This is a genomic window from Streptomyces sp. NPDC028289, from assembly GCF_055565975.1.
This window is the reverse complement of record NZ_JBVHTI010000002.1, coordinates 693,167-717,886: the sequence shown is the minus strand read 5'-3', so window position 1 is coordinate 717,886 and position 24,720 is coordinate 693,167. Positions and strand designations below refer to the sequence as shown.

At 72.1% G+C, this 24,720-nt stretch carries 16 protein-coding genes and 3 pseudogenes; 4 read left to right on the top strand and 15 right to left on the bottom strand.

The window, feature by feature from the left end; all coding sequences use genetic code 11:
• Positions 1-117 precede the first annotated feature (117 nt).
• Positions 118-762 (bottom strand): TetR/AcrR family transcriptional regulator, encoded by a 645-nt coding sequence (locus tag ACZ4UV_RS11140; protein WP_467837438.1) that lies wholly within the window; start codon positions 760-762, stop codon positions 118-120.
• A 133-nt stretch (positions 763-895) separates the two neighbouring features.
• Between ACZ4UV_RS11140 and ACZ4UV_RS11135 the strand changes: the two genes are divergently transcribed.
• Positions 896-2,107: a cytochrome P450 gene (locus ACZ4UV_RS11135; protein ID WP_451020629.1), complete on the top strand. Its 1,212-nt coding sequence runs from the start codon at positions 896-898 to the stop codon at positions 2,105-2,107.
• A 65-nt stretch (positions 2,108-2,172) separates the two neighbouring features.
• Here ACZ4UV_RS11135 and ACZ4UV_RS11130 read toward each other — a convergent pair whose 3' ends face one another.
• The 8 genes and pseudogenes from ACZ4UV_RS11130 to ACZ4UV_RS11095 form a co-directional block, all read right to left on the bottom strand.
• Positions 2,173-5,109: a hypothetical protein gene (locus tag ACZ4UV_RS11130; RefSeq protein WP_467837435.1), complete on the bottom strand. Its 2,937-nt coding sequence runs from the start codon at positions 5,107-5,109 to the stop codon at positions 2,173-2,175.
• A 2-nt stretch (positions 5,110-5,111) separates the two neighbouring features.
• Positions 5,112-6,959: an HSP90 family protein gene (locus ACZ4UV_RS11125; protein WP_451017256.1), complete on the bottom strand. Its 1,848-nt coding sequence runs from the start codon at positions 6,957-6,959 to the stop codon at positions 5,112-5,114.
• Between the two features lie 85 nt (positions 6,960-7,044).
• Positions 7,045-8,028 carry a hypothetical protein gene (locus ACZ4UV_RS11120; protein ID WP_451017255.1) on the bottom strand — a complete coding sequence of 328 codons (984 nt, stop codon included), beginning with the start codon at positions 8,026-8,028 and terminating at the stop codon, positions 7,045-7,047.
• Between the two features lie 162 nt (positions 8,029-8,190).
• The gene (locus ACZ4UV_RS11115) at positions 8,191-8,796 is read right to left on the bottom strand and encodes a class I SAM-dependent methyltransferase (RefSeq protein ID WP_451017254.1); all 606 of its coding nucleotides are present in this window, start codon (positions 8,794-8,796) and stop codon (positions 8,191-8,193) included.
• A 218-nt stretch (positions 8,797-9,014) separates the two neighbouring features.
• Entirely contained in the window at positions 9,015-9,866 is an 852-nt protein-coding gene (locus ACZ4UV_RS11110) for a cation:proton antiporter (protein ID WP_451017253.1), read from the bottom strand.
• 133 nt (positions 9,867-9,999) lie between these two features.
• Positions 10,000-10,293, bottom strand: a pseudogene (locus ACZ4UV_RS11105) (cation:proton antiporter domain-containing protein); the annotation flags it as partial.
• 43 nt (positions 10,294-10,336) lie between these two features.
• Positions 10,337-10,843, bottom strand: a complete 507-nt coding sequence (locus tag ACZ4UV_RS11100) for a flavin reductase family protein (protein ID WP_467837433.1) — start codon at positions 10,841-10,843, stop codon at positions 10,337-10,339.
• Between the two features lie 52 nt (positions 10,844-10,895).
• A pseudogene (locus ACZ4UV_RS11095) lies at positions 10,896-11,649 on the bottom strand (tryptophan 7-halogenase).
• On the opposite strand from ACZ4UV_RS11095, the pseudogene ACZ4UV_RS11090 reads away from it, so the two are divergent.
• Positions 11,624-12,085 (top strand): annotated as a pseudogene (locus ACZ4UV_RS11090) (LuxR C-terminal-related transcriptional regulator); the annotation flags it as partial. The pseudogenes ACZ4UV_RS11095 and ACZ4UV_RS11090 sit on opposite strands and share 26 nt — an antisense overlap.
• A 23-nt stretch (positions 12,086-12,108) precedes the next feature.
• On the opposite strand, the gene ACZ4UV_RS11085 reads toward ACZ4UV_RS11090, so the two are convergent.
• Positions 12,109-15,669, bottom strand: coding sequence for a choice-of-anchor D domain-containing protein (locus ACZ4UV_RS11085; RefSeq protein WP_467837431.1), 3,561 nt, complete (start codon positions 15,667-15,669; stop codon positions 12,109-12,111).
• Positions 15,670-16,113: 444 nt separating this feature from the next.
• On the opposite strand from ACZ4UV_RS11085, the gene ACZ4UV_RS11080 reads away from it, so the two are divergent.
• Both ACZ4UV_RS11080 and ACZ4UV_RS11075 read left to right on the top strand, forming a co-directional pair.
• Entirely contained in the window at positions 16,114-16,947 is an 834-nt protein-coding gene (locus ACZ4UV_RS11080; RefSeq protein WP_390037419.1) for a PIG-L family deacetylase, read from the top strand.
• Between the two features lie 245 nt (positions 16,948-17,192).
• Positions 17,193-18,254 carry a fatty acid desaturase family protein gene (locus ACZ4UV_RS11075; protein WP_467837429.1) on the top strand — a complete coding sequence of 354 codons (1,062 nt, stop codon included), beginning with the start codon at positions 17,193-17,195 and terminating at the stop codon, positions 18,252-18,254.
• 116 nt (positions 18,255-18,370) lie between these two features.
• Here ACZ4UV_RS11075 and ACZ4UV_RS11070 read toward each other — a convergent pair whose 3' ends face one another.
• From ACZ4UV_RS11070 to ACZ4UV_RS11050, 5 genes are all read right to left on the bottom strand, one after another.
• Entirely contained in the window at positions 18,371-19,093 is a 723-nt protein-coding gene (locus tag ACZ4UV_RS11070) for a dienelactone hydrolase family protein (protein ID WP_451017248.1), read from the bottom strand.
• 171 nt (positions 19,094-19,264) lie between these two features.
• A complete protein-coding gene (locus tag ACZ4UV_RS11065; protein ID WP_451017247.1) occupies positions 19,265-20,227 on the bottom strand; it encodes a phosphotransferase family protein in 963 nt (320 codons plus the stop codon).
• Positions 20,228-20,324: 97 nt separating this feature from the next.
• Positions 20,325-20,534, bottom strand: coding sequence for a hypothetical protein (locus ACZ4UV_RS11060; RefSeq protein WP_351500176.1), 210 nt, complete (start codon positions 20,532-20,534; stop codon positions 20,325-20,327).
• Positions 20,531-21,166 (bottom strand): ParA family protein, encoded by a 636-nt coding sequence (locus tag ACZ4UV_RS11055; protein ID WP_351500174.1) that lies wholly within the window; start codon positions 21,164-21,166, stop codon positions 20,531-20,533. Before ACZ4UV_RS11055 ends, ACZ4UV_RS11060 begins: the two co-directional genes overlap by 4 nt.
• 129 nt (positions 21,167-21,295) lie before the next feature.
• A complete protein-coding gene (locus tag ACZ4UV_RS11050; protein WP_467837425.1) occupies positions 21,296-24,571 on the bottom strand; it encodes a CHAT domain-containing protein in 3,276 nt (1,091 codons plus the stop codon).
• Between the last annotated feature and the right edge of the window lie 149 nt (positions 24,572-24,720).

Sequence of the window (24,720 nt, the reverse complement as noted above, 5' to 3'; positions counted from 1 at the left end):
GCTTGCGGCATGTCAACGAGGCCAACAAGACTTTCTGGGTGCGAAGTTCACGAAGGGGCGTATGCCGGGCTCAATGCCGGTGCCGCTTGCGCGAGTGACGACTCCCCGGCAACGCCCCTACTGCCCCCGGGTGACGAGGCCGAGTGCGTCGGCGAGCTGTTCGCGGTGCCGGCGCAGCGCCTCGGGGGTGACGCCCTCCCCCACCACGGCCCGGGCGAGGTCGTCGGTCGCCACCTTCAGCACGGCGCTCATGGTGGCGGCCCGCATCCGGATGCCCAGCAGGTCGGCGGAGCCGCCCGCGCGTTCGGCGAGCACTTCGGCGAACGTGCCCTCCGCGCGCTCCCGGAGCACCAGGTAGACGGCCCGCAGCGCGGGTTCGTCATGGGTCAGCCGGATCACGGTGAGCACCGCCTCGGCGTCCCCGCCGGACGACGGGTCGAGTACGGGCCGGTAGGCGGAGCGCAGGTGCTCGGTGAGGTCGACGCCGGGCGGCCAGGCGCGCAGGACCGCCCGGAAGGCCGCGATCGACTGGGTGAGCAGCGGCTCCACACAGCTCTCCTTGCTGGGGAAGCAGCGCCACAGCGTGCGTTCCGAGACGCCGGCCGCCCGCGCGATCTGCTCGCCGGAGGTGGCGGCCACGCCCTGTTCGGCGAAGAGCCGGACCGCGTGGCGGGAGATGTCCAGGCGCTGCCGCTGCCGTTGCCGGTCGCTGGCCGGGGGCCGTCCCCGGCGGGGCGCTATCGGGCCACTGTCCACGGTCACGTCCTCCATCGGGCGATCCAACCACGCCCGGGCCGCGGGGCGACTGGCCGAAAACATTATTGGCAGTGACTGACAATAAAGTGTTACGGTCGAAGTGCCGGAAGATCGCGTTCCGAGGTCCAGGAGGAGGACCATGAACGGTGCCGCCGAGCGTTCCCGACTACCCTTCGCACGGCCGAACGTGCTCGATCTCGCACCTCTCTACGAGGTGCTGCGCCGGGAGGCGCCGATCACGCCGGTCACCACACCGGCCGGGGATCCGGCCTGGCTGGTCACCCGTTTCGAGGAGGTCCGCGACCTTCTCGGCGACAAGCGGCTCGGCCGCTCCCATCCGGAGCCGGAACGGGCGTCCCGGATCACGAGCGCCGCGGTGCAGGAGGGCCCCTCGGGCAACTACGCCACCGAGGAGGCCGATCACACCCGGATGCGCCGGCTGCTGACCCCGGCCTTCTCCGCCCGGCGCATGGTGATGCTCTCCGATCACGTACGGCAGCTGGTGGACGGCTGCATCGACCGGCTGCTCGCCGAGCGTGCCGCGGCCCCCGACGGGGTGGTCGACCTGCATGCCGGGCTGGCCTTCCCGGTGCCCGTCGCGGTGATCTGCCGGCTCCTCGGCGTGCCCGAGTCCGACCGCGAGCACTTCGCCTCGCTGTCGGCGCGCATGGCCGACTACGCCATCGGGGACGAGGCCGAACGGGCCCGGGAGGAGTTCAACGAGTACATGACGACGCTCGCCGAGGCCAAACGGGCCCGGCCGGGCGAGGACGTCATCTCCGACCTCGTACACGCCCAGAGCGCCGACGCGGACTTCGACTACTCCGAAATGATCAGGCTCTGCGTCGGGCTGCTGTTCGCCGGCCACGAGACCACCGTCAACCGCATCGGGCTGGGGACGCTCTTCCTGCTCACCCGCCCCGACCACTGGCAGGCGCTGACCGCCGACCCGGCCGGCCGGGTCAACGCCACCGTCGAGGAGATCATGCGCCTGGGCGCACCCGGCGACCTCGGTCTGCTGCGCTACGCCCACACCGACGTCGACGTCGCCGGGGTCACCATCCGCAGCGGCGACGCCGTGATCCTCTCCATCAACTCGGCCAACCGCGACGCGTCCGTCTACACCGACGCCGAGACGTTCGACCCCGACCGTCCGGAACGCAACCACCTCGGATTCGGCCACGGCCCGCACTTCTGCATCGGGGCGAGCCTGGCGCGCACGGAGCTGCGCATCGTCTTCGCCGCCCTGGCCGAGCGCCTGCCCGGTCTGCGGCTCGCCAAGGACGTCGACGACCTCGCCGTGCGCACCACCCTCACCGGCGGGGTCAGCGAGCTGCCCGTGACCTGGTGAGGGCACCCCCCGGACAGGGGCGCGGCATGGCCCGGCCGGGGCCGGGCCACGCCGCGCCCACCGGGTCACCCCTCGTCGCGCAGCCGGGCCGCCAGGGTGGTCAGCTGCTCTGTCTCCTCGGTGTGGCCGAGGGCGGTGAGCCGGGAGACCGCACCGTCCAGGCGGGCGAGGGCGGGATCGGGGCGTTCCAGGTAGAGGCCCTCCACGACGGCCGCGAGCCGGACGCACTCGGCCCACTCGCCGACGTGGTCCCTGTCGTGGGAGGCGGGTTCGGGTTCGCCGAGGAGGGTGAGCGCCTTGTCCAGGGCGGTCAGGGAGGTCTCGTACTCGCTGGCGTAGGCGTTGACCCGCCCGTGTTCGTAGGCGAGGGCGCTGTCCAGGTCGCGGCCGCGGGCCTCGTACCCCACGGCGCGGGCCTCGTCGGCGACCCGGCCCGCGTCGGCGAGCAGGGCGAGCGCGTCGGCCAGGCCCTCGGCACCCTGCTGCTGGGCCTGGAGACGGGCGAGTTCGCGCAGGCAGCTGCTGAGCTGCTCGTAGCGCGGGTCCCGGGCGTGCGCGGCGAGGGCCTGGCCGGCGGCCTCGCGGGCCCGGCCGAACTCGCCGGACTCGGCGAGGACCACGGCGGTCTCCGCGGCGATCATGGCGTGGCTGCCGGGGTCGTCGTCCCAGCCGGCCGACTCGGCCGCGAGGGCGGCGTACTCCACCGTGGCGGCCTTGAGGTCCTCCCCCGCGTGCAGCGCGCGGGCGCGGGCCAGGCGCAGCTGGGCGACGAGCCGGTCGTCCAGTTCCCCCGCGGCGACGTCCGGTTCGGCCAGCACGGAGTCGAGCAGCGCGATGCAGTCCTCGACGCGGCCCAGGTCGAGGCTGAGCTGGGCCGCGTTGCTGTAGGTGCAGAACGCGTCGAACCGACTGCCGTGGCGCAGGTCCAGCTCCGCGGAGCGGGTCAGGTGCCGCAGCGCCTCGTCGGGGCGGCCCAGGCGCATGCAGGTCCGGGCCAGATCGGTGTGCAGGCGGGCGGTGGCCACCGCCTCGGCGGGCCATTCGGCGGCCAGGCGGAGAGCCTCGGCCAGGTCCTCGTGGGCCGCCTGCGCGTCCCTGAGACCCAGCCGGATCCGCCCCCGGAGTCCGAGGGCGTGGGGCAGGTGCCAGGCGGGGCCGTGTGTCCTGAGCCGGTCGAGGAGGGCGTCGCTCGCGGTGACCGCGGCGGGCAGGTCGCCGGAGAGGGCGTGGGTGCCGGCCCGGAGCAGCAGGGCTCCGGAGATCTGCCCGGCGACCTCGTGCCGGACGGCGAACGCGTGCAGCAGGTCCGCCTCGGCGAAGACCGGCGCGGCGTGCTCCTCGTCGTGGGACGTCTGGAACCGCAGGCCGAGCGCGGTCGCCCGCAGTCGCAGCAGCCGGGCCTCCTGGTACGGGGCGAGGCCGGTGGCCCTCTCGTGGAGGCGGACCATGGACGCGTGGGCGTCGGTCAGCGCTGCGGTCCTCGCCCCGGCTTCGTCGGCGCCCTGCGGGGCGACCTGGGCCGCGGCGAGCAGGGCACAGGCGCGGACGAACGCCGCGTGCCCCGGCTGGGCGGCCTCGTCGTACAGGCCCGCCGCCTCCTCGTACAGGGCGGCCGCCTCGTCGAACTTCTCCTTCTCGCCGGCCCGGCCCGCCTCGTCCTCCAGCAGGTCCGCGCGCAGCCGTACGAGCGGGCCCACGGCCGGGTCGTCGGGGTGGGCGTAGCCGGGGGCTGCGACGAGCGCGCGCAGCCGGGCCCAGCAGGCCGCCGCGTCCGGATGTCCCTGCTCGTCCAACTCCCGGGCCCGGACGATGAGTTCGGACAGCGACTCGGGGACGGCGGCGCTCGTGCGGACGGCGGCGGGGGCGGCTGCCGGGGCCACGTCGTCGAGGCCGCGGGTGCGCAGGGTCAGTTCGAGTGCGTCCAGGATGGGGGCGCGGTCGAGGCGGGCCCGGCGCCGGTCGGTGTGGGCCGTGGTGCCGTTGCGGGCGTCGAAGCGGGCGGCGAGGTCGTCGGCGCGGCCGCGCACCTCGGCGCGCAGGCCGGCCACCGTCCAGGTGCGGCCCGCGTATCCGGCGGCGGGCAGCTCGCCGTGGCCGAGGAGTTCGACGCGCTGCAGGAGGACCTCGACGCCGGTGAGGAAGCCGAGCAGGTCCTGCGGCGAGTCGACCTCGTCGAACAGGTTGCGGTTCTCGGCGAGGAGTTCCAGACCGCGGGCCTCGTTGCCGGTGAGCGCGCAGAACTCCAGGTGGCGGCCGACCTCACCGGACATCGAGGGGTTGCGGCGGCAGGCGCGGTAGCCGGTCAGGTGCAGCGCGCGGGCCCGGTCGGCGGCGCCGGCGCGCAGCAGGGGAAGCAGCGCGTACGAGACGGAGCGGGCGGGCTCCTCCTGGCAGGACTCCTTCCCGTCCAGGACGGGCTCCCAGGTGCGCAGCGCCCGCTCGTCGTCGTCCGCGGCGAGGTGGTACAGGGCGCGGTCGCAGATCTCGCAGGCCTCGCAGTCGCTGAGCCGGGTGCGGGTGCGCCCCGCCCACAGTTCGTAGGCGAGGTCGGTGTCCTCGCCGACGTGGGCGGCGAGCCGGTAGGCCTGTGCGTAGTAGGGCTGGAGCTCCAGACCGGCCTTCTCGTACCGGTCACGCATCTCGGTCAGCCACTGGCGCAGACTCGCGAGGGGTATCTCGGGCAGGGCGACCAGGGCGTTGGCCACCCACTTGAACCGCCAGAACAGCATGTGCCGCAGCCGCTCGTCGAAGACGTCGGGCTGTTCGTCGAAGAGGGTGAGCAAGCGGGCGAAGACGACGGGCGACTTACGGGGTTCGGAGCCGTAGGTGTAGGCCTCCTGGAGTTCGAGGAGCGCGTGGACGAGCGCGCGGGGTTCCTCGAACTGCTCGGCGGCCTCGGCCAGTTCCTCGGCCGCGACGGTGCGGGTACGGCCGTACGGGCGCCGGTCGTTCTCCTGGAGCGCCTGGTACAGCTCATCGGTGGTCTGGGGTGCGGTCGGCATCGTCAGCTGTCCTTGCGGAGGGCGTGGGCGAGGAGGTCGAGGAAGGAGCGGTTGATGAGGCTCGACTCGGCGGGCCTGAGCGGGCGCCGGGACAGCATCGCGGCCTGCCCGTAGAGGGCTTCGGCGCTGGTGCGGGCCAGTTCGGGCTCGTCGATGGTGATCGCGGTGCGGACCAGCGGGTTGAGCTGGTTGAGGATCAGCTGGGCGCGCGGGGCCTCCTGGCGCAGGTGGCCGAGGATGTCGCCCCACACGCCGCCCTGCTGCTCGCGGGCGAGCTGGGAGCGGGTGCGCTCGTGCCGCGCCTCACGGCTGTCGAGGAGGAGGGCGGGGGCGGAGGCGGGCTGGAAGGTGCGCAGGGCGACGTCGCAGTCGAAGACGGCGAGGGCGTCGCGGGCCTGCGCGAGGTAGGCCGCGGCGGCGAGTTCCGTCTCCCGGTCGACGGGGTCGAGGTGGGCGGTGAGGGTGCCGGGGTCGAGGTCGGCGACGACCACCTCGGGCCTGATCTCCGGCAGCCGGTGGACCAGTTCGCGGTCGTAGGTGTAGCCGCCGTTGACGACGCCGAGCCCGGCGGCCGCGGCGATCGCCGCCACCTGCCGGAACTCCTCGACGCTGGAGGTCACGAGGACGGTGCGGTGGCTGCGCGCGAACTCGTCCAGGGTGGCGTGTCCGTCGGTGGTCTCGAACGGCAGCCACGGCAGCAGCATCCGCAGGATCTCGTCGTCGTGCACGGCCAGCGACTTCACGGCCAGGTGGTGGGTCTGCAGGAAGCGGCCGAGGAGGTCCGGGTCGCTGGCGGCGGTCCGGGCGATCCAGGCGCGCAGCCGTTCGGCGAGGGCGTCACGCACCGCGGCGAGGGTGTCGTCCTCGTACAGGGACTCCCGGGAGGCGGTCGGGCGCAGGCTCTCGGCGTCGAGGACGCAGCGGACGAAGAACGCCCACTCGGGGAGGATCTCCTCGGCCTGCTCGGACAGCAGCATGCCCTTGACGTGCACGCGGTGGCCGTGGCGGCGCCCGGCCGGCACCGCCTCCGGGAGCACGCAGGCGATGCCTTTCAGGCCCACGGCCGGCAGGTCCAGGTCGATGGTGTCCAGCGGCGTGAAGCCGAAGATCTCCTCGCCGTACGCGGCGAGCGCGCGGGAGCGTGCCCCCGGTGTGGGGTAGCTGCGCGCCCAGGGTGCGGGCTCGGGGTTGACGGGTGCGGCCGCGCCGCCGGTGCCGTCGTCGAAGGTCACCGGGTGGCGCAGCAGGGAGCCGAAGTGCCGGGCGAGCGCCTGTACTTGGACCGGCCGGGTCCAGTCCCCCGCGTCGGCGCGGGGCGTGAGCGTGACGGTGGTGCCGGGCCGGGGGCGGGCGGAGGCGGGCAGCGCGCGGACGGTGTAGCTGCCGTCGCCGCGACCCCGCCACTCCACGGCGGGCGCGTCGGGGGTGCGGGCGGACCGGCTGACGACGTGGATCTCGTCGGCGACCAGGAAGCAGGAGAGCAGGCCTATGCCGAACTGGCCGATGAAGTCGGCACGTTGCTCGGCGACCTGCTCGGCGCGCTTGCTGCTGCGGCCGATGGTGGCGAGGAAGGTGTGCACGTCGGCCTCGGTGAGACCGACCCCGTCGTCCTCCACCCGGACCACCGCACCGTCGGCGTACAGGCGGATGCCGAACGCATCGGCGGCGGCGCCCGGTTCGAGGCCGTGCCGGGCGGTCAGCGCGTCCACCGCGTTCTGCAGGAGTTCGCGCAGGTAGACCCGGGGGCTGGAGTAGAGGTGGTGGGAGAGGAGGTCGACGAGGCCGCGCAGGTCCACCTGGAAGGTGCGGTCGGCGCCGGCCGGGCTCGCGGGGGTGTGGGGCAGAGTCATCACAGAGTCCGGGGTGGGGTTGTCGAGGGGTGGCGGGCGGAAGGTGTGCCGGGCGGCTCGAGAGGCACCGGTGACGGCGGCCGGCTCAGGCGCGGCGCCGGAAGCGGGCGTACGTCTTCTCCGGCTGCGCCATGTAGGTCCAGGGCCACCGGGTGTAGGCGCCGTCCAGCTCGTGGTAGACCCGCGGGGCCACGACACTCTCGGCCGCCAGCGCCAGGGCCATGGCGAAGATGTTGAAGTCCTCCTGCCAGCCCGGGCGCCGCTGGTAGCCGGGGTGGAGGATGCTGCGCTTGGCCGCGTCCCTCAACTCACGCTGGATCTCGGGGGTGTCGAGGCAGTTCTTGTCGTCCGACTCCACCCAGTCCTCGACATGGGCCATGGCGACCACGCAGCCGAGACGGTGGCCGTCGGGAGCGCCCGCGAACGCCTTGCGCGCGAACTCCAGGGCCTGGCCCGGCTCGCCGTGCCACCGGGGCTGGAGGTACGACACCCACTCGAGGTGGGTCGCCAGGTCCAGCGGGTCGCGGCGCAGGGCCGCGCCGAGCCGGGCCTCGTTGACGGTGGTGCCCACCGACATGCCGCGGCCCGAGGTGAGCAGGCGCCGCCAGGGCGTGATCCACTCCGGCCGCAGCTCGGCGGCTTCGAGCAGGTGCTCCTCGGCGATGTGCAGCCGCTCGTGGAAGAGGCGCCACTGCTCCCGCGACACGTCCGAGGCACGCGCGGAGGTGCGCGCCTCCCAGCCCCAGCTGATGTGCCGCGCCCCGGATATCAGCAGGGCCGTCGCCCGGTGTTCCTTGTCCTCCTCGGCAGCCCGGCCGATCCAGTCCTGCAGTCCGTCCACGTCGGACAGCTCGCCCAGCACCTGGTGGTCGCGGCCGAGATCGAAGTGGGCCGACGCCATCTTGACCGCGTCCCAGTCACCCGACTCCGCCGCCACCAGCAGCGCCATGACCCGGGTGTCCCCGAGGAACTGCAGCTTGTACACACCGTTCTGCCTGCGCGGCGCAGGAAGGGCGTGCGGGTCCGTCGCCGGTCTCTCCCCGCCCCTGCCGAACAGCTTGCCGAACATGCCGCGCCCTCCCCAGGTTCCGCGTGATCATTCCGGTGCAGCATAAGGGGGCCCACTGACATCGTTTCCACAGGGTTTTCACCGGGGGCACACGCGGACCGGTCCCGCCGGCCGCGGGACGGACGCGACGACCAGAGGGTTTTCAGCCGCAGTGGACGGGTTTCAGCGACGGTGGACGCTGACGGCGTACCCGCCGCCGTCGTACGGTTCGGCGTCCCAGGTGGCGAACCGGTCGACGAGGGCGAGGCCGGCCTCGGCGCAGCAGTCGTCGTACTCCGCCAGGGTGATGCCGGGCGGCACGGGCAGATGGGCCTCGTCCAAACCGAAGCCGGCGACCAGCAGACCGCCCGGGCGCAGGGCCGCGGCCAGGCGCCCGACCACGGCGGCCTCGGTGCCGGCGGCGAGCAACGGGAAGATGTTCCCCGCGGCGACCACGAGATCGAAGTCCGCCGCGATACCGAGCCGGCGAGGCTCGAACTCGGCCAGATCGGCCTGGAACCACGGCAGTTGCGGCGCCTGCTCGCGCGCCACCGTCAGCATCGACGCGTCGAGGTCCACACCGACGCAGTCGTACCCGAGCTCCGCGAGCCGGATCATGACCCGCCCGGTACCGCACCCGGCGTCCAGCACCCGCGCTCCGGCCGGTACGAGCGCCGCACAGAACCGCGCCTCACCGTGCACGTCCTTGCCGCTCCGGGCGACGGCGGCGAACCGTGCGGCGTACTCCCGTCCGGACGTCCCACCGGTCAGCTCATGCCAGCGACTCATGCGCCGAACTATAGGCCGCCGGCGTGCCCGGTCCAGGACGCGCCTGAGGCACCGCGAAGGCACCACGGGGACCAGGACCGTGCGCCCGGGACCACCGGTCCCGGAAGACCGGCGTGCGGGTCCGCCGGCTGCGCCGCCGATCCCGTACGCGCCGCCCCTGCCCGGGGATTCCCTGCGGAGTCGAGACGCGCCCCCGACGCAGCTCCACGGCCCCGCCGCTACACCACCTCCTCCTCGCTGGGTACCGATCCGCCCCAGGCCTTCATCCGTAGCTCCTCCTCCCGGGTGCTGTCGATCCGTCTCATGGCGAAGCTCAGGACGGGGGGTGCCATGACGGACGTGACCACCGCGACCAGAACGATGATCGTGTACGAGTCGGTCGTCAGGACACCCAGCCGCAGCCCGACCATCGCCACGATCACCTCGACCACGCCGCGTGCGTTCATCCCGGCGCCCAGCGCCAGCGCCTCCCAGCGGCTCAGCCGGCTCAGGCGCGCGCCCACGAACGCGCCGGTGAACTTGCCGATCACCGCCACGACGAGCACCATCAGCGCCGCCGCGAGCACCGGGGGCTTCGCCAGGGCGCGCAGATCGATCCGCAGCCCGGCGGTCGCGAAGAACACCGGTGCCAGGGCGGCCGGCACCACCGTGCGCAGGGACGCCGTCCTGGCCGGCACCCACTCCCGGCTGGAGCCGATCACGATGCCGCAGACGAACGCCCCGAACACCGGCTCGAGACCCAACGCCTGCGTGCCCGCGGCCGACATCAGCAGCAGGGCCGCCACCGCAGCCACGGTCCGCTCTGCGGAGTGGCTGCACCGGCGCAGGACCCGCCCGGCTACCGGCCTGCCGACCACCACGGCCAGCACCAGCACCAGCACCAGCGCGCCGACCGAGTGGCCGACCGTCCCTGCGGTCAGCCCGCCGACCGCCGCCGCCGAGATCACCGACAGCATCATCCAGCCGAACGCGTCGTCGATCATGCCCGCGGCGAGCGTGAGCTGACCGATGTCCCGGTGGACCAGCCCCATGTCCATCAGCGTCTTGGCGATCACCGGTATGGCGCTCACACACATGGCCACGCCCATGAACATCACGAACACCGGGGGCGTCGGAGTCCGAGTCGAGCAGGCCGGCCAGCGGGTAGCCGAGCGCGATGCCGAGGCCCAGCGGAACGAGCAGCCCGGCGAGGCTGACCCTCAGCGCGGTGGACCGTCGGCGGCGGATCATCCGCAGGTCCGTCTCCATGCCCGTCAGCCCCACCAGCAGCAGCACCGCGACCTGCCCGACCGCGTCGAGAAGGTGCGTCTGCTCCGGCTGCCGGGGCAGCAGCCAGCCGGCCGCGGCGGGGGCGGCCCAGCCGACCAGTGAGGGGCCGAGCAGCACCCCCGCGCTCAACTCCCCGACGATGGGCGGCAGTCCCAGCCTTACGGCCAGTCTGCCCAGCACGATCGCCAGGGACAGCAGCACGCCCACCTGGAGCAGGAAGAGCAGCATCGGGTGCGCGCCGATCGGCGGGACCGGCGCGGCCGTCAGGATGTCAGTCACGCGCACCCCGGGAGACGGGCAACGGACGGGGCAACTCGCCGTACTGCCGGAAGCCGTAGAGCAGGGAGCTGTCCCGGTCGAAGCGTTCGACGGACCGCACCACCCCGACGACGGTCACGTGGTCGCCGTCGGGGTGGGTGCGCCCGACGGTGCAGTCCGCGATGGAGTGCGCGGCCTCCACCAGGGCGGGGCTGCCGGTCCGGGCGGACGGTTTCCACACCACCCGCTCGAACCGGTCCACCGCGCCGGAGGCGAAGAGCGCCGCCACCGGCTCGGCGTCCCCGTGCAGCAGGTTCACCGCGAACGCGCCGCTGGCGAGCACCGCGTCCAGGGTCGGGCTCTGGGCGCGCAGACAGACCAGCAGTCTCGGCGGGGCAGTGCTCAGACTGCACAGGGACGAACAGGTCATGCCCCATGGCGGGTCGACGCCGCGCCGGGCGGTGACCACCGACACGCCGGTGGGGAAGCCCGCCATCATCTCGCGGAACTCGCCGTCCATCGGCACCCTCACCTCACCCGTGCCGCCCGGCGCCGGCCCGTGTGTCCCACGCTCATGCGCCGTCACGCGTCCTCCGGAAGTACTCGTTCTGGGTGGGCAGGCTCGCCACCAGGGCCCGGGCCTTGTCCTTGATGAGCTGGAACCCGGCGAGCGCGTCCTTCTCGTCGATCAGGTCGAGCGCCGGCGAGGGCCGTACGTCGATACCGCCGGTACCGAGCAGGATGCAGTTGTAGGAGTACGGCGGCAGCCCGTGGTAGCGGGGGTAGACGCTGCCCGTGTCCGGGACCTTGCTCTCCCACTGCTCCAGCCGCTCGGCGAGCGCGTCGGGTACGGCCCGGGTGTTGGTGTCCCGCCAGTACTGGTTGTCGGCACGCTTGGCGCCCCGGTAGTGCAGGCAGAGGAACTCACGGACGCCGTCCATGACGTTCATCACCGCGCTGTTGTACTGCTCGCGCAGCGAGAGGTCCCAGTCGGCGGCCGGGTAGTACTTGACCAGCTGCTCGATGGCGTAGTGGATGAAGAAGATGCCGGTGGACTCCAGCGGCTCCTCGAACCCGCGACAGGCCTATGGCCACACAGTTGTCGACCCATGACCGCCGGCTGCGGCCGATCCGTATCCTGATGTGGTTGGCCTCGACGTCCGCGGCGGCGGGGCCGACGAACTCGCGCAGCGTCCGCTCGGCCTCCTCGGGCTCCAGGTAGTCCCGGGAGTGGACGTATCCGGTACCGATCCGGCTGATCAGCGGGATGGTCCAGATCCAGCCCGCGTCCTGGGCGGTGGCACCGTCCCCTCCGCCCCGGATCATCCTCACCACGTACGACCTCGACCAGTACGTCTACGGGGCACTGGCCGTGGGCGCCAGCGGGTTCCTGCTCAAGGACGTCACCCCGGAGCACCTGGCCGCGGCCGTGCGGCTGGTCCGCTCCGGGGATGCGCTGCTCGCGCCGTCCATCACCCGCCGCCTGGTGGAGCGCTTCGCCAGGCCCGCGGGGCGTACGACCGCGCTGCACCGCGACCTGTCCGCGCTCACGCGCAGGGAGCTCGAGGTCCTGGAGTCGCCGGCCCGCGGGCTGACCAACGCGGAGCTGGCCGCCCGGCTCCATCTGAGCGAGGCGACGGTGAAGACGCACGTGACGCACGTCCTCGCCAAACTCCAGCTCCGCGGCCGCGCCCAGCCGGTCATCGCCGCGTACGAGACGGGTCTGGTCACCCCCGGCTCGATGGAGCTGCCGCCGAACTGACACCCCCGGGCGAGGCGAGGCCGTCAGGTACCGAAGACCCGGAACTCGGCGATCTGACCGGCCGGCCAGCCGTTGTTCGCCGTGATGTCCACCCGGAAGTACCGCTGGGTGGTCGCGGTGAAGGTGATGGTGACCGTGTTGCCGGTCGTGGGGTCGAAGGTGTACGTGGCCGACGACTTGACGGTGGTGAAGGAGGAGCCGTCGGTGCTGCCCGACAGGGACAGCGTCTGGTTGCGGGCGCCCCAGGTCGCGGGGAGCTGGAGGACTACGCGGCTCGCGCTCTGCGCGGAACCGAGGTCCACCTGCACCCACTGCGGGAAGGCGTTGTCGGCGCTCTCCCAGTAGGTGCCCTGGTTGCCGTCCGTCACGTTCGACGACGGGTACACGTCGGTGTGGCTGGACTCGGTGGTGGCCGCGCCCGCTGCCAGGTTCCTGCTCACCGTGCCGGCGCCGGTGCCGGTCAGCGCGACCGTGGTCGTGCCGTTCGACGCGTTGCCGGCGATGCTGAGATCACCGGTGCGGGTGCCGGACGCGGTGGGCGTGAACGTGACGGCCACCGTGCAGGAGGCGCCTGCCGCGATCGACGTCCCGCACGTGTTGGTCTGCGAGAAGTCACCCGTGACCGTGATGCCGGAGACGGTCGCGGCCGCGGTACCGGTGTTGGTCACCGTGACCGTCTGCGCGCTGCTGGCGGTGTTGAGCGCCTGGGTGGGAAACGACAGTGACGTCGGGGTCGCCGACAGCGTCGCGTGGGAGGAGCCGCCGTCGCCGGGGAACACCTCGAAGTCCGACAACTGGGCGGCGTTCCAGCCTGTGTTGGCGGTGATGTTCACCCGCACGTATCGCGCCGTGGCGGCGCTGAACGTGAGGGTCACCGTGTTGCCGTTGGCGTTCGGGTCGAAGGTGTACCCGGCCGACGCCTTGATCGTGGAGAAGGTGGAGCCGTCCGTGGATCCCTGCACCGACAGCGTCTGGGTGCGGGCCGACCATGCGGTCGCCGGCGGGAGCTTGAGCACGACCTTGCCGACGCCGTAGTTCTGGCCGAGGTCGACCTGCGCCCACTGCGGGAACGAACCGTTCGTGCCCTCCCAGTAGGTGGAGGCGTCCGGGTCGGTGAGGTTCGAGGCGACGTACGGGCTGTTGCTGGAACTCGCCGTGGCCGGCCGTCCGGCGGCGACGTTCGTGGTGCTGTCGACGCCGCTGCCGGACAGGGCGACGACGGTCGGGCTGTTGTTGGCGTTGCTGGTGACGGTCAGGTTGCCGGTGCGCGCTCCGCCCGTGGTGGGCTTGAACCCGACGGTCACCGTGCAGGAGGCGCCGACCGCGAGGGTGGTGCAGTTGTTGGTCTGGCTGAAGTCACCGGTCGCCGTGACGCCCGAGACGGTCGCCGAGGTGGTGCCCGAGTTCGTCACCTTCACCGTCTGTGTGCCGGCCGAGGAGCCGACCACCGTGGCGGCGAAGGCGAGGCTCGCCGGGTCGGTGTTCAGCACCGGGCCCGGCGCGCTGCCGGTACCGGAGAGGGTGACGGTGTCGGTGATCCCGCCCGCGTTGACGGTCAGGGTGCCGCTCCGGCTGCCGGTCGCCGTCGGCGCGAACTTCACGCTGACGGTGCACGAGCCGTTCGCCGGTACGGACGAGCCGCAGGTGTTGGTCTGGGAGTAGTCACCGCTGGTGGAGATCGACGAGACGGACGCCGCGGTGTTGGTCGGGTTGGAGACCGTCACGGTCTGCGCGTCGCTGGCCGAACCGGTGGGGACCGAACCGAAGTTCAGCGCGCCGGGGGTGGCCGTCACGCCTTCGGACGGGTAGGGCGGGTAGACCGGGGCCGGCCACCCTCCGCAGTACGGTGTGCCGCCGATGCCGGAGTTGCCGCCGCCGTCGGTCACCGTGAAGCTGCCGGTCGAGCAGCTGTACACCGGCGAGGAGTAGCCGACACCGGTGGCCGTGACGTCGGTGAACTTGGCGGCGCCGCCGGTCTGTTCCTGGAGGGCGAAGGTTCCGGTGCCGGCGATGGTCACGGTGTCGAGGCTGACGCCGCTGATGGTGCCCTCGACCCACTGGACCGCCTCGTACGGGCTCTGCTGGATCAGCGCGTTGGTCACGTTGATCGGCCCGGTGATCGCGCCCTGGCTGCCGTCGAACCACAACGCGCCCACGCCGAACTGCCAGTTCGGGTCGAGGCTGCCGTCCCGGACCAGGGTGTTGCCGGAGATCGTGGTGGTGCCGACCGGCGTCGACGAGAAGCGCTGCCCCACGTGGATGCCGCCGCCCTGGGTGATGCCGGAGTCCACCACCCGGTTGCCGCTGACGGTGTTGTCGTGGCCGCCGTAGATCGCGATGCCGTTGGCGAGGATCTGCAGGGACACGGTGTTGTCGGAGATGGTGTCGTTGGCGTCGGCGCCGATGCCGGAGTCCGCCCACGTGGCGATGCCGTCGTCACCGGTGTTGCGGATGTCGCTGTTGGTCACCTTCGAGTTGGTGACGCCGCCGTGGAAGTTGATGCCGTCCGCGGTGGTGTCGCGGATGCGCATCCCGCTGAACGTCAGGCCGTCCATCGGGCCGTCCATCCAGGCGCCGACCTTCATGTGGTCGATCCACAGGTTGGCGGCGGTCGAGTTGCTCATCGCGCCGCCGATGCCGTTGACCTGGGCGCTGTCGTTGCGCTCCTGCACGTTGCCGAAGATCGCGAAGTTCTGCAGGTGCACGCCGGTGCTCGGTGAGGGGGCCGAGTTGCCGTAGAAGCCGGGTGCCGTGCCGGTGACGGTCGAGTACCACATGCCGGCGCCGGCGATCGTGACGTTGTTGACGCTGAGGTGGCCGGGGATGTTGTAGGTGCCCGGCGGGATCCACACGGTGCCGCCGGGGCCTGCCGCGCTGATCGCGGCGTTGAACGCGCTGGTCGCGTCGGTCGCACCGGTGGGGTCGGCGCCCTTGCCGGTCACCGACACCGACCCCGAGGGCGCGGTCAGGGCGGCGCCGACCTGCTCGAAGTCGGCGAAGTCGATGGTGCACGAGGAGGCGGTGTCGCCCGGGTCGACCTGCAGCTTGAAGGTCGTTCCCGCCGGATAGGTGGTGGAGAACAGGCGGTGGGCCTCGTCGAAGAAGTGGTGCGGGTTGCTGCCCGGCGTGTTGGTGAAGGGGTAGCTGCCGTAGTACCAGCTGTAGGCGTTGGTCAGGGTGAAGTCGGGCTGCTTGACGCCGTTGATGTAGAGGGACAGCGCGGCGGTGTAGACCGAGCCGCCCGACGTGTCCGGGATGCTGTACCGGAAGTTGATCGAGTTGGTCGCCACCGGTGTGGTGAACGTGACGTACTGGCCGGTGCCCTGGAGGGTCGTCGCCTTGCGGTACGACGCCTCGTCGGCCAACTGGCCCTGGGTGTAACTCGGTCCGATGGTGGTGCCGTTGGTGGCGGAGTTCTCCGCCTGTACCTCGACGTACGGCAGGCTCGCACCGCTGCCGCCGGTGGCGGCGGTCGCCGCGGCGGCCGGCTGGACGGCCAGCGCGAAGACGCCGGCGACGGTCAGCATCGCGGTGCTGACCGCCCAGACGAGAGCTCGTCTCAGATCTCGGACGGAATGGAACACTTACCACTCCTTTCATCACGGGATGCCCGAAAGCTTCCGCCTACACCGCCAGGGGCGGGAGGGGAGACGGAGGATGGTGATGACGCACGGGGGGACCGTAATGTCGTCGACATAGCAACGCAATAACTAGACAATGCATTGCAACAATAAAAATTTGACATGCAAGATCTAATGCTTCCTGCTGCCCCATGGCTGCCGACAAGACGCACACGCACAGCGCGCCGACCGCGGCGCCAGCGGCCACCCTCAAGATCTCATGCAAGTTTCTTATCAGATGACGCAAATATCGGATCTGGCGATCCTCCGCGGGGCAGGAGTGCGGAATATTGCCCCGTACGGTGGGAACAGCCGGTCCGGCCGACGATGTTGCACCGGCCGAGGGAGCCCGCCCAGGTGCCCGCCGCGGACTCGGACCGAGACCTTGTCACACAGGAGGACTGTTATATGAACGACCGGCCCTTGACGCTCATGGCGGTACACGCCCACCCCGACGACGAGGCCACCGGAACGGGCGGCGTCCTCGCGCGGTACGCGGCGGAGGGCATCCGCACGGTCCTCGTGACGTGTACCGACGGCGCTTGCGGCGACGGACCGGGGGGCGTCAAGCCGGGCGATCCCGGGCACGATCCGGTCGCCGTCGCCGCGATGCGCCGTCAGGAACTCGAGGCGAGCTGCGATGTCCTGAAGATCAGCCATCTGGAGATGCTGGACTACGCCGACTCCGGAATGATGGGCTGGCCGGCCAACGACGCCCCCGGATCCTTCTGGCGGACGCCCGTGGCGGAGGGCGCTGCCCGGCTCGCGGAACTCCTGCGTCGCTACCGCCCCGATGTGGTCGTCACCTATGACGAGAACGGCTTCTACGGCCACCCCGACCACATCCAGGCCAACCGCATCACGATGGCGGCGCTGGCGATGACCGAGCCGACGCCGAAGGTGTACTGGACGACGGCACCGCGTTCGATGATGCAGCGGTTCGGGGAGATCATGCGCGAGTTCGGTGCGGACGTACCGGAGCCGGATCCGGCGGAGGCCGCCGCGATCGCGGAGATCGGGCTCCCCGACGAGGAGATCACCACCTGGGTGGACACCACCGCGTTCGGGGGCCAGAAGTTCGACGCACTGGCCGCGCATGCCAGCCAGGGCGAGAACATCTTCTTCCTCAAGATGGGCCGCGAGAGGTTCACCGAGCTGATGGGCGTGGAGACCTTCGTCCGTGTCCAGGACACCACCGGCGCGGCCGTACCCGAGAACGACCTCTTCGCCGGACTGCGCTGACCCGCCCGCCCGCGGGGCTGCCGGTCTCTTCCGCCCCTTCGAGGACGGCAGCCTCGGCCTCCTCGAAGGGCCCGGCGAAAAAATGCCGAACCCGGGGGCTGCACCCGCGCCGGGACGACGCCCAAAGCCCAGGTCAGGGACGTAGGAAGTGGTGGTAACCCCCCGGAGGCCCGGAGGCGGTCCCCCTGCGGATCCGGTGGCTGGCCCGCTGTCGGCGCGGAGCGGCCGTGCCCAGACTCGGCGGCATGACGTTCTCCATCGACGCTCCCGTCGCGCCCGCCGTCCCTGGCCGGCCCTCCGGTCCCTGCAGCGATTTCGCCAGACTCTCCCGACGCATCGGCGAGGCGGGTCTGCTGGACCGGCGCCCGGGCTACTACACGGTGCGGCTCGGCATGGTGATCGCGGCTCTGCTGGGCGGCGCGGCGGCCTTCCTCGCGCTCGGCGACAGCTGGTGGCAGCTGGCTCTCGCCGCCGCCATGGCCCTCGTGTTCGGCCAAGTGGCGCTCGTGGCCCACGATCTGGCGCACCGTCAGGTCTTCCGTCGGCGCCGACCGAGCGAGACGTGGGGGCGCCTCTTCGGCAACCTCGCCATCGGCATGAGCTACGGGTGGTGGATGAACAAGCACACCCGTCACCACGCCAACCCCAACCACGAGGAGCTCGACCCCGACGTCGCTCCGGACATCCTGGTGTGGTCCACCGACCAGGCACGCAACAGCAACGGCACGGCCCGCCTCATCGGCGGCCACCAGGCGTTCCTGTTCTTCCCGCTGCTGACGCTGGAGGGCTTCAACCTGCACGTGTCGAGCGTGCGGGCGCTGCGCTCGCCGTCCATGAAGAACCGGCTGACCGAGGGCGTGCTGCTCCTCCTGCACTTCGCGGCATACCTGTCCGCGCTGTTCCTGGTGCTCTCCCCCAGCAAGGCCGTGGCGTTCCTCGCCGTGCACCAGTGTCTCTTCGGTGTCTATCTCGGCTGTACGTTCGCCCCGAACCACAAGGGCATGCCCACCTTCACCGGCGACGAGCGGCCCGACTTCCTGCGCCGCCAGGTGCTCACCTCCCGCAACGTGAAGGGCGGTCGGCTCACGGACGTACTGCTCGGCGGGCTCAACTACCAGATCGAACACCACCTGTTCCCGAGCATGCCCACACCTCACCTGCGACGCGCCCAGGTGATCGTGCGCGAGTACTGCGCGGAGATCGGTGTGCCGTACCACGAGACCGGTCTGCTCCGGTCCTACCGCGAGGCCCTCGCCCACCTGCACCGGGTGGGAGAACCCATCCGGCGCCGACGCAGGGCGACTTGACGGTGAAGGCGCGGGGCCGGCCGGGCGCCGCCGCCGAGGAGGCCGGGGCCTGTCCTCGACGAGCGGCATCCTGGCCGGCACCGCCTACCGTCTGCCGCCGGCCTGACGGCCCGGCCTCACCTCAGGTGCCGGGCGAAGAACCGGTTCCCGTCCTCCAGCTCGAACCACGGGGTGCCGGTGTGCCCGCCGAGATTGGCGTGCAGCGTCTTCTCCTTGCTGCCGAAGGCGTCGAACAGGTCGAGGGCCCGCTGCCGGGGGTTGCCTTCGTCGTCCCACTGGAGCAGGAACAGCAGGGGCACGGTAACCTGCCGGGCCTCCTCGCGCTGGGCGCGCGGCACGTATCCCCCGGCGAAGAGACCGGCGGCCGCGATGCGCGGCTCGACCACCGCGAGGCGGATGCCGACGGCGGTCCACCCGGAGTACCCGACCGGGCCGCCGGTCTCGGGCAGCGCGAGGAGGGCGTCCAGGGTGGTCCGCCATTCCGGCACCGCGTTCTCGACCAGCGGGCCGACGAAGGACTCGAAGATCTCGTCGACGGGTTCGCCGGCCTGCATCGCGCGGCGGAGGTCGGCGCGGGCCTGCTCGCCGGCGGCGGAACGGGGCCGGTCGCCGCATCCGGTGGCGTCGATGGAGGCCACCGCGTAGCCGTACGCCGCGGTCCTCCGGGCCCGGGCCACCAGCCGGGGCTCGCTCTTGGGCAGGCCGTTGTTGTGGGCCATCAGGATCAGCGGAGCCGGTGTGGCGGATTCCGGCGTCCACAGGGTGCCGGGGATCTCGCCGAGGATGAACTCGCGTTCGAGGACACCGTCGTCGAGGTGCCGTTCGGAAGTGAAGTGCATGGTCGTGCCTTTCGGGAGTGCGCTTGAACGGCGCTCCCGGACGACCTATCGTCCGACCGCGACCCCGGAGGGGAGCACCCATGTCGATACTGCGTTCACGGGTACCACCTCCTCTTCTCCGGCACGGCCACCGGAAAGCTAGCAGCGGTCGCCGTGGTCCGCCAACGGGTTTCAGCTCAGGGTGTCCAGCAGGGCGGTGACGTAGGCGTCCAGCCGCCCCTCCACCGTCCGCGTCGTCAGTTCCGTCCTGCCCGCCTCCTGCCACGGCCGCGCCACCCACCGCATCTGCCCCGCGAACCCCAGGGCGTCCATCAGCCGCCAGTGGAGCCGTTCGCCCGCGGCCGCGGCAAGCACCCCGCCGGCCTCCTCGTACGCCTCGGCGAACCGCAGACCCCACGCCGGGCCGTGCAGCATCGCGAGATTGGTGGAGCAGTGCGCCACATCGATGTCCGCCGGGCCCCAGGAGGTCTGCACCCAGTCGACGACCCCGGTGATCCGGGGGCCGGCCAGGCCTGGTGGCGGCACGTCGAACAGCACGTTGCCGGGGTGGAAGTCCCGGTGCAGGAACCGCCCTTCATAGCGGGGCGCCGGCTTGCGGATGACGTCCGTCGCCGCGGCCCATGCCGCCGTGTCGGCGCCGTCCGGCGGGACGACGGCGTCGGCGGTCGTCCACGCCTGGTACTCCCGGGGACGCACGGCGGGCCGCAGCGCGTGGATCGCCACGAGCTGACGGGCCAGCAGGGGGACGCGTGCCTCCAGTCCGCGGTCGTCGAGGACCGTCCGGCCCGGCAGATGCGTCATCAGGAGTGACGGGTACTCGCAGTGCGCGGCGGCCGGGTCGACCGCGACCGGTCCGGGGGCCGGCACGTCTGTCCCCGCGAGCAGGGCAAGGACGCCCGCCTCGCGGTTCAGCAGGTCCTCGGCGTGCTCCACGAACCCCGGGTCGACGAAGGTCCGCAGCACCAGGTCGCGGGTGCCGCCGTCCCGCGTGCCGATGGTCAGCCGCCGCATCTCGGCGGTGATGCCCCCGTGCAGTGCCTCGGTTGCGACGACCCGTTCGCCGGCCGCCAGATGGCGGCCGACCCAGGCCAGTGCCAACGGCCGGACGGCCCCTGCCTCATCGTGGTCGGACACCGTGCCACCCCATCATCCGGACGGGGGCACGCGCAAAGGCTTTCCGGACGGGCGCGGTGCACGCCCGGCCGCGTCGCCGGGCTTGTGGGGCGCTTCGCTACGGTCGCAGGGCGGCGGCGCCCGCCCGCACCATCGCGGACACCGGTGACCTTGCCCATTGCACGAGGTCACGCGGCAAACCGGTGTCCAGCTCGATGGTCAACCGCACGTAGCGGGTGTGCAGCCGGGTCACTTTGACGGGACGCGGTACGACCGCGTCCGGCCCGCGCTGCAAGGCGGCTCGGTAGGTGTCCTTGCGCTGGTTCATGCCGGGTCCTGTCGCTTGATGAGTTCGTCTGCGAGGTCCATGTACGCCGAGCCCTTGACCTGCACCTGGCTTCCGAACGACTGGGCGTACAGGTCGAGCCGGGGAATGTGGGTGGACAACACGTCGAAACCCCGCTCGGTGAGGGCTTCGCGGGCGTCGGCGTCGGGACCCGTACGCGTGGCGTCGGCCCGGTTCGTCCGGTTCAGCAGCACGGCGGCGTGGGCGGGCTGGGCGCGCAGGGACTGTACGTCGCCCATCTCGCCGCCGATGGGCGCCATGCGGTCCAGCTCGATGGGAGCCGGAGTGACCGGCACGATCCATTCGCTCGCGTATCTCATGATGCTGCGGGCGATGTGCGCGTGGTCCTCCAGTTGCGGGGCATCGAACACGACGGCCTGCCGGTCGCCCAGGAAGTCGTTCACGCGCCGGTGCACATCGCCCACCGGAAGGGCGACCACCGGAAACGGGAAGCCGCCTGCCAGTTCGCTCCAGCGCAGCGCGGAGGAGGCGGGGTCACTGTCGACCAGCAGCGGTGGGATGCCCGACTCGTGGAGTGCGTGGGCCAACCAGACCGCGCTGGTCGTCTTTCCCACCCCGGGCTTCAGGTTCACGAAGGCATAACTCAGCGACACACGGGCCAACGTACGGGCGCGAACGGCTGCCGGCGGTCGACTCGGGGCGCGGAGTGCCACCGTTCACCCTGAGGCGCCGGTGAATCATTCGTATGGGCCAGTGCGGAGGCCGGCCACCGCATCGCCCGGTCACGCCCCGGCGTGCACGAAGGCCGCCCACAGAAAGGGGGCCTGCGGTGTCCGGTCGCGCAGCCTGCGTACCGCCCGGTGCAGGGCGAACGCGGCCCGGTCACTGTCGAAGACACCTTCTTCGTTCCGTATCTCCGTGTAGAAGTGGTCCGCGATCTGCACGGCTCTGGCGTCGCTGATCTCCCACTGGGTGCCGACGACGTGCGGAAATCCGGCCAGCTGGAACGCGGACACCAGGTGGATCGCCTCGTCGGCGAGCTGCGGGGAACCGCCGAAAGCGGTCCGGCACGCCGACAGATAGGCCAGCTGAGCCCGATCGAGGCGTAGGGGGGCGAGTCCGGCGACTGTGAACGGCGCCGTCTCGTGGTCCAGGAGGAACAGCCGGCTGCTGGACGGGTCGTCGGCGCGGGCCTCGCCGTGGCAGGAGAAGTGCGCCACTGTGCAGCCGGGCAGGTGGGCCATCACGTTGTCCCTGGTCGGGAGGCGGTCTCCGGTGGCGTTTCCGTTCCCCTTCGCGTCCGGGGAGAGAACGACCGGTCGCGGCAGCCGGCTGCTGACCTTCTCGACCTCCTGCCGGACCTTGTGCAGCGGTGGTGCGCCGGGCGTGACGGGCATGGCGACGATCAGCGACCGGTCCTCCTCCGCGGCCGTTCCCGCCCCGGCCGCCCCGGCCGTCCTGGCGGCCGTCGCCGATGCCCGTGCCCGCTGTGTCTCGCGTCGGCGCCGGGCGTGGCTCAGCGCCCGGATGGTGGGCGTGTGGGAGGAGACCACGCGGTCCATGACCGTGCGCCGTCCCCCTGCCGAGGCCGCGCCGGGCGGGTCGGCGTGATGACCGGCCGCGTGCACCGGCAGCAGTCCCAGCACTCCGCCGGTCGCCCACCACACCCGGGGCCACGGCGTGCCGGGCGCCGGTTCGGCGGTGTGGCCCAGCGCCTCCAGGACCGGCCCTGTCGCACGGTCCCAGAGCCATTCCAGGACACCTCGCAGTGACTTCTGTGCCTCCTGGATCTGCTGCCGGGACGACTCCGCGTCCCCGGCGACCGCCAGGGCACGGTGGCAGAGGCGGATCTGTTCCAGCAGGTCGTCCCAGGTGAGCCGGGGCAAGGGGAGAGCGGTGACGTCCGTCCCGTGGAGCAGCAGGGCGTCGCTGCGATAGCGGCTGACGGCGAAGGCCACGACCGCACCCTCCCGGGCCTCGTCGAGGAGGTCGGAGAGGGCGGGAGGACGGGCGAACGAGGCGAAGCCGTCCAACTCGCGGATACCGGCGAGGAGATCGGTGAGACCGGCCGCCCACCGGCGGCGGTCGGCCGGGGCACCGGACTGTCCGTCCAGCAGGGCTCGCAGCCGGATGAACCGCTCCGCCAGGTCCGCATGTCGCTCACGGAGTTCGCTCAGGTCGCCCCGCACGTCGAGGGCCTGACCGAGGAGGACCGCCCGGCCGGCCTCCAGCAACCGCAGCGCCCGCACGGCCCGTTCTCTCTCTTCCCCTGTGCCGCCCCCGGCCAGAGCGAGTGAGGCTGCTTCGCCCGCCAGCCCGGCCGTACGGCCGAGTTCGTACTGCTGATCGCCTCGCTCCTGCTGCCCGGGGGCCACTTGAGGAAGCAGGCGGACGGCGAGTTCCAGCAGTTCGGCGGCGCGCCCGGGATCGGCGGGCACGGTCAGGTCGGCCGCGCTGCGAGCGGCGTAGACGCGCAGCGAGGGTGCCGCTGTCTCCGTCCGGGCGGCGTCGGTGAAGACCGAGACGGCTTCGCGGAGGTCCTCGTCCGCCGTCGTACCGGCCGTGTCCGCGGGACCCGTCGCCGTCTCCGTGCCGTCCGCCGCGCTGTCCCCGGGGCCGCTGTCCTGCCGCGTCCTCAGATGGCGGAGACGGAGCGCGAGGCCGAGATTGGAGGAGACCCCGGCCGTGTCGGGGTGGTCCGGGGACAGCAGGCCGACGGCGTCCCTGCCTTTCTCGATGGCCTCGTCCAGGTCGGTGAGATCACCGCGCCCCTCGTACCGCTTCCGCAGCGCCAGACCGAGATTGGACAGCCGGGCGGCCCGCTCGGCGTGATCGGAGGGCGTGCGGGTCAGGGCTTCCCGGCTCGCCTCGATCGACTCGTCGATGTACTCCGCGCCGCGTTCCCGGCGCTCCGCGTCCCCCTCCCCGTCCTCCTCGCGTCGTCCTTCCCGGTCCCCTTCCTGGAAGAGTTCGTACCGTGTCCGCAGCACGAGGCCGAGGTTGGACAGGAACCCGGCACGTTCGGGGTCGTCCGCCGGGGTGAGCCGAACCGCCTCTTTCGCGGCGTCGACGGCGTCGTGCACATCCCTCTCCCGGGCGTCCGTCTCCCCGCGCCCGGCTCGTCGGCGGAGCGCGACGACGAGACCGTTGAGCATGGTGGCCCGGTCGGGGTGGTCGAGGGGGGCACGGTCCACGGCCGCTCTGGCCGTACGGACCGCCTCGTCGAGATCCCCGGCCATACCGTCCCTGCCGAAGCGGACGGCCTGGGCGATGCCGAGGTTGGTGAGTACGGCGGGGCGGTCGGGGTGCCCTTCGGGGGTGCGGGCGACGGCCTCTTCGGCGGCCTGGATCGCGTCTTCCAGGTCTGCCGGCCGGCCGCCGTGCTCGTACCGTTTGCGGAGCGCCTGTCCGAGGTTGGAGTGACGGCGGGCGAGAGCGGGATGGCCGGCCGGGGTGAGACGGACCGCCTCCCACGCCGCGTCGACGGCGGCGTCCAGATCTTCCGGGTCTGCCTGGGTGCCGAAGCGCTGCAGGAGGGCGGTCGCCAGGTTGGTCAGCATGACGTCCCGGTCGGGATGGTCACCCGGGGCCACGTCGAGGATACGGCGCCACCGACGGACGGCCCGATCGGGAAGGCCGGGGTCGGCGGAGCGGAGGACCTGCTCCAGCAGGGCCGTGGCCTCCACGATCGCCCGATGGATCAGCAGCGGGCGGAGCGGGTCGGGGAGAGAGGTCACGCCGGCGAGCAGGCAGGGGGTGAACATGACCGCGGCGGCGTCGAGTTCCCGCTCTTCCGCAGGCCGGTCGTCGGGCAGGGCACGGTAGCGGTACCAGTGGAGCCAACCGAGGCGGTAACGGGCGGTGAGCGCGGCCTTCCGGCCCTCCTCGGGGCCGCCGGTGCCGCCGTTCTCGTTGTCGTAGCCGTGCGGGTCCAGCAGGGCGGCCAGCCGGAGGGCCTCGTCCTGTGCGCCGGGCTCCAGGACGGGGGCGAGATCCCGGGACTCGGCCACTCTGCGCAGCCGTTCCGCCACCATCGCGCTCAGCTCGTCCCGTGTCACCGCGCCCCGCCCCTCGTCGCGACGTCCCCGTACGCAGTCCTCGCACATGGCGCGCTGTGGACCCCGCTGTTCGCCCGGTACGCATACCCGGCCCGCGCCCCTCGCCAACCCCATGGTGGCCCGGACGTACCGGTCCTGCAGCGGCGGGC

What these genes read in the sequence shown, in the direction of transcription:
- ACZ4UV_RS11135 (WP_451020629.1), top strand. Translation starts at nt 896, where the DNA reads ATGAACGGTGCCGCCGAGCGTTCCCGACTACCCTTCGCACGGCCGAAC.
- ACZ4UV_RS11130 (WP_467837435.1), bottom strand. Translation starts at nt 5,109, where the DNA reads ATGCCGACCGCACCCCAGACCACCGATGAGCTGTACCAGGCGCTCCAG.
- ACZ4UV_RS11125 (WP_451017256.1), bottom strand. Translation starts at nt 6,959, where the DNA reads ATGACTCTGCCCCACACCCCCGCGAGCCCGGCCGGCGCCGACCGCACC.
- ACZ4UV_RS11120 (WP_451017255.1), bottom strand. Translation starts at nt 8,028, where the DNA reads ATGTTCGGCAAGCTGTTCGGCAGGGGCGGGGAGAGACCGGCGACGGAC.
- ACZ4UV_RS11115 (WP_451017254.1), bottom strand. Translation starts at nt 8,796, where the DNA reads ATGAGTCGCTGGCATGAGCTGACCGGTGGGACGTCCGGACGGGAGTAC.
- ACZ4UV_RS11100 (WP_467837433.1), bottom strand. Translation starts at nt 10,843, where the DNA reads ATGGACGGCGAGTTCCGCGAGATGATGGCGGGCTTCCCCACCGGCGTG.
- ACZ4UV_RS11080 (WP_390037419.1), top strand. Translation starts at nt 16,114, where the DNA reads ATGAACGACCGGCCCTTGACGCTCATGGCGGTACACGCCCACCCCGAC.
- ACZ4UV_RS11075 (WP_467837429.1), top strand. Translation starts at nt 17,193, where the DNA reads ATGACGTTCTCCATCGACGCTCCCGTCGCGCCCGCCGTCCCTGGCCGG.
- ACZ4UV_RS11070 (WP_451017248.1), bottom strand. Translation starts at nt 19,093, where the DNA reads ATGCACTTCACTTCCGAACGGCACCTCGACGACGGTGTCCTCGAACGC.
- ACZ4UV_RS11060 (WP_351500176.1), bottom strand. Translation starts at nt 20,534, where the DNA reads ATGAACCAGCGCAAGGACACCTACCGAGCCGCCTTGCAGCGCGGGCCG.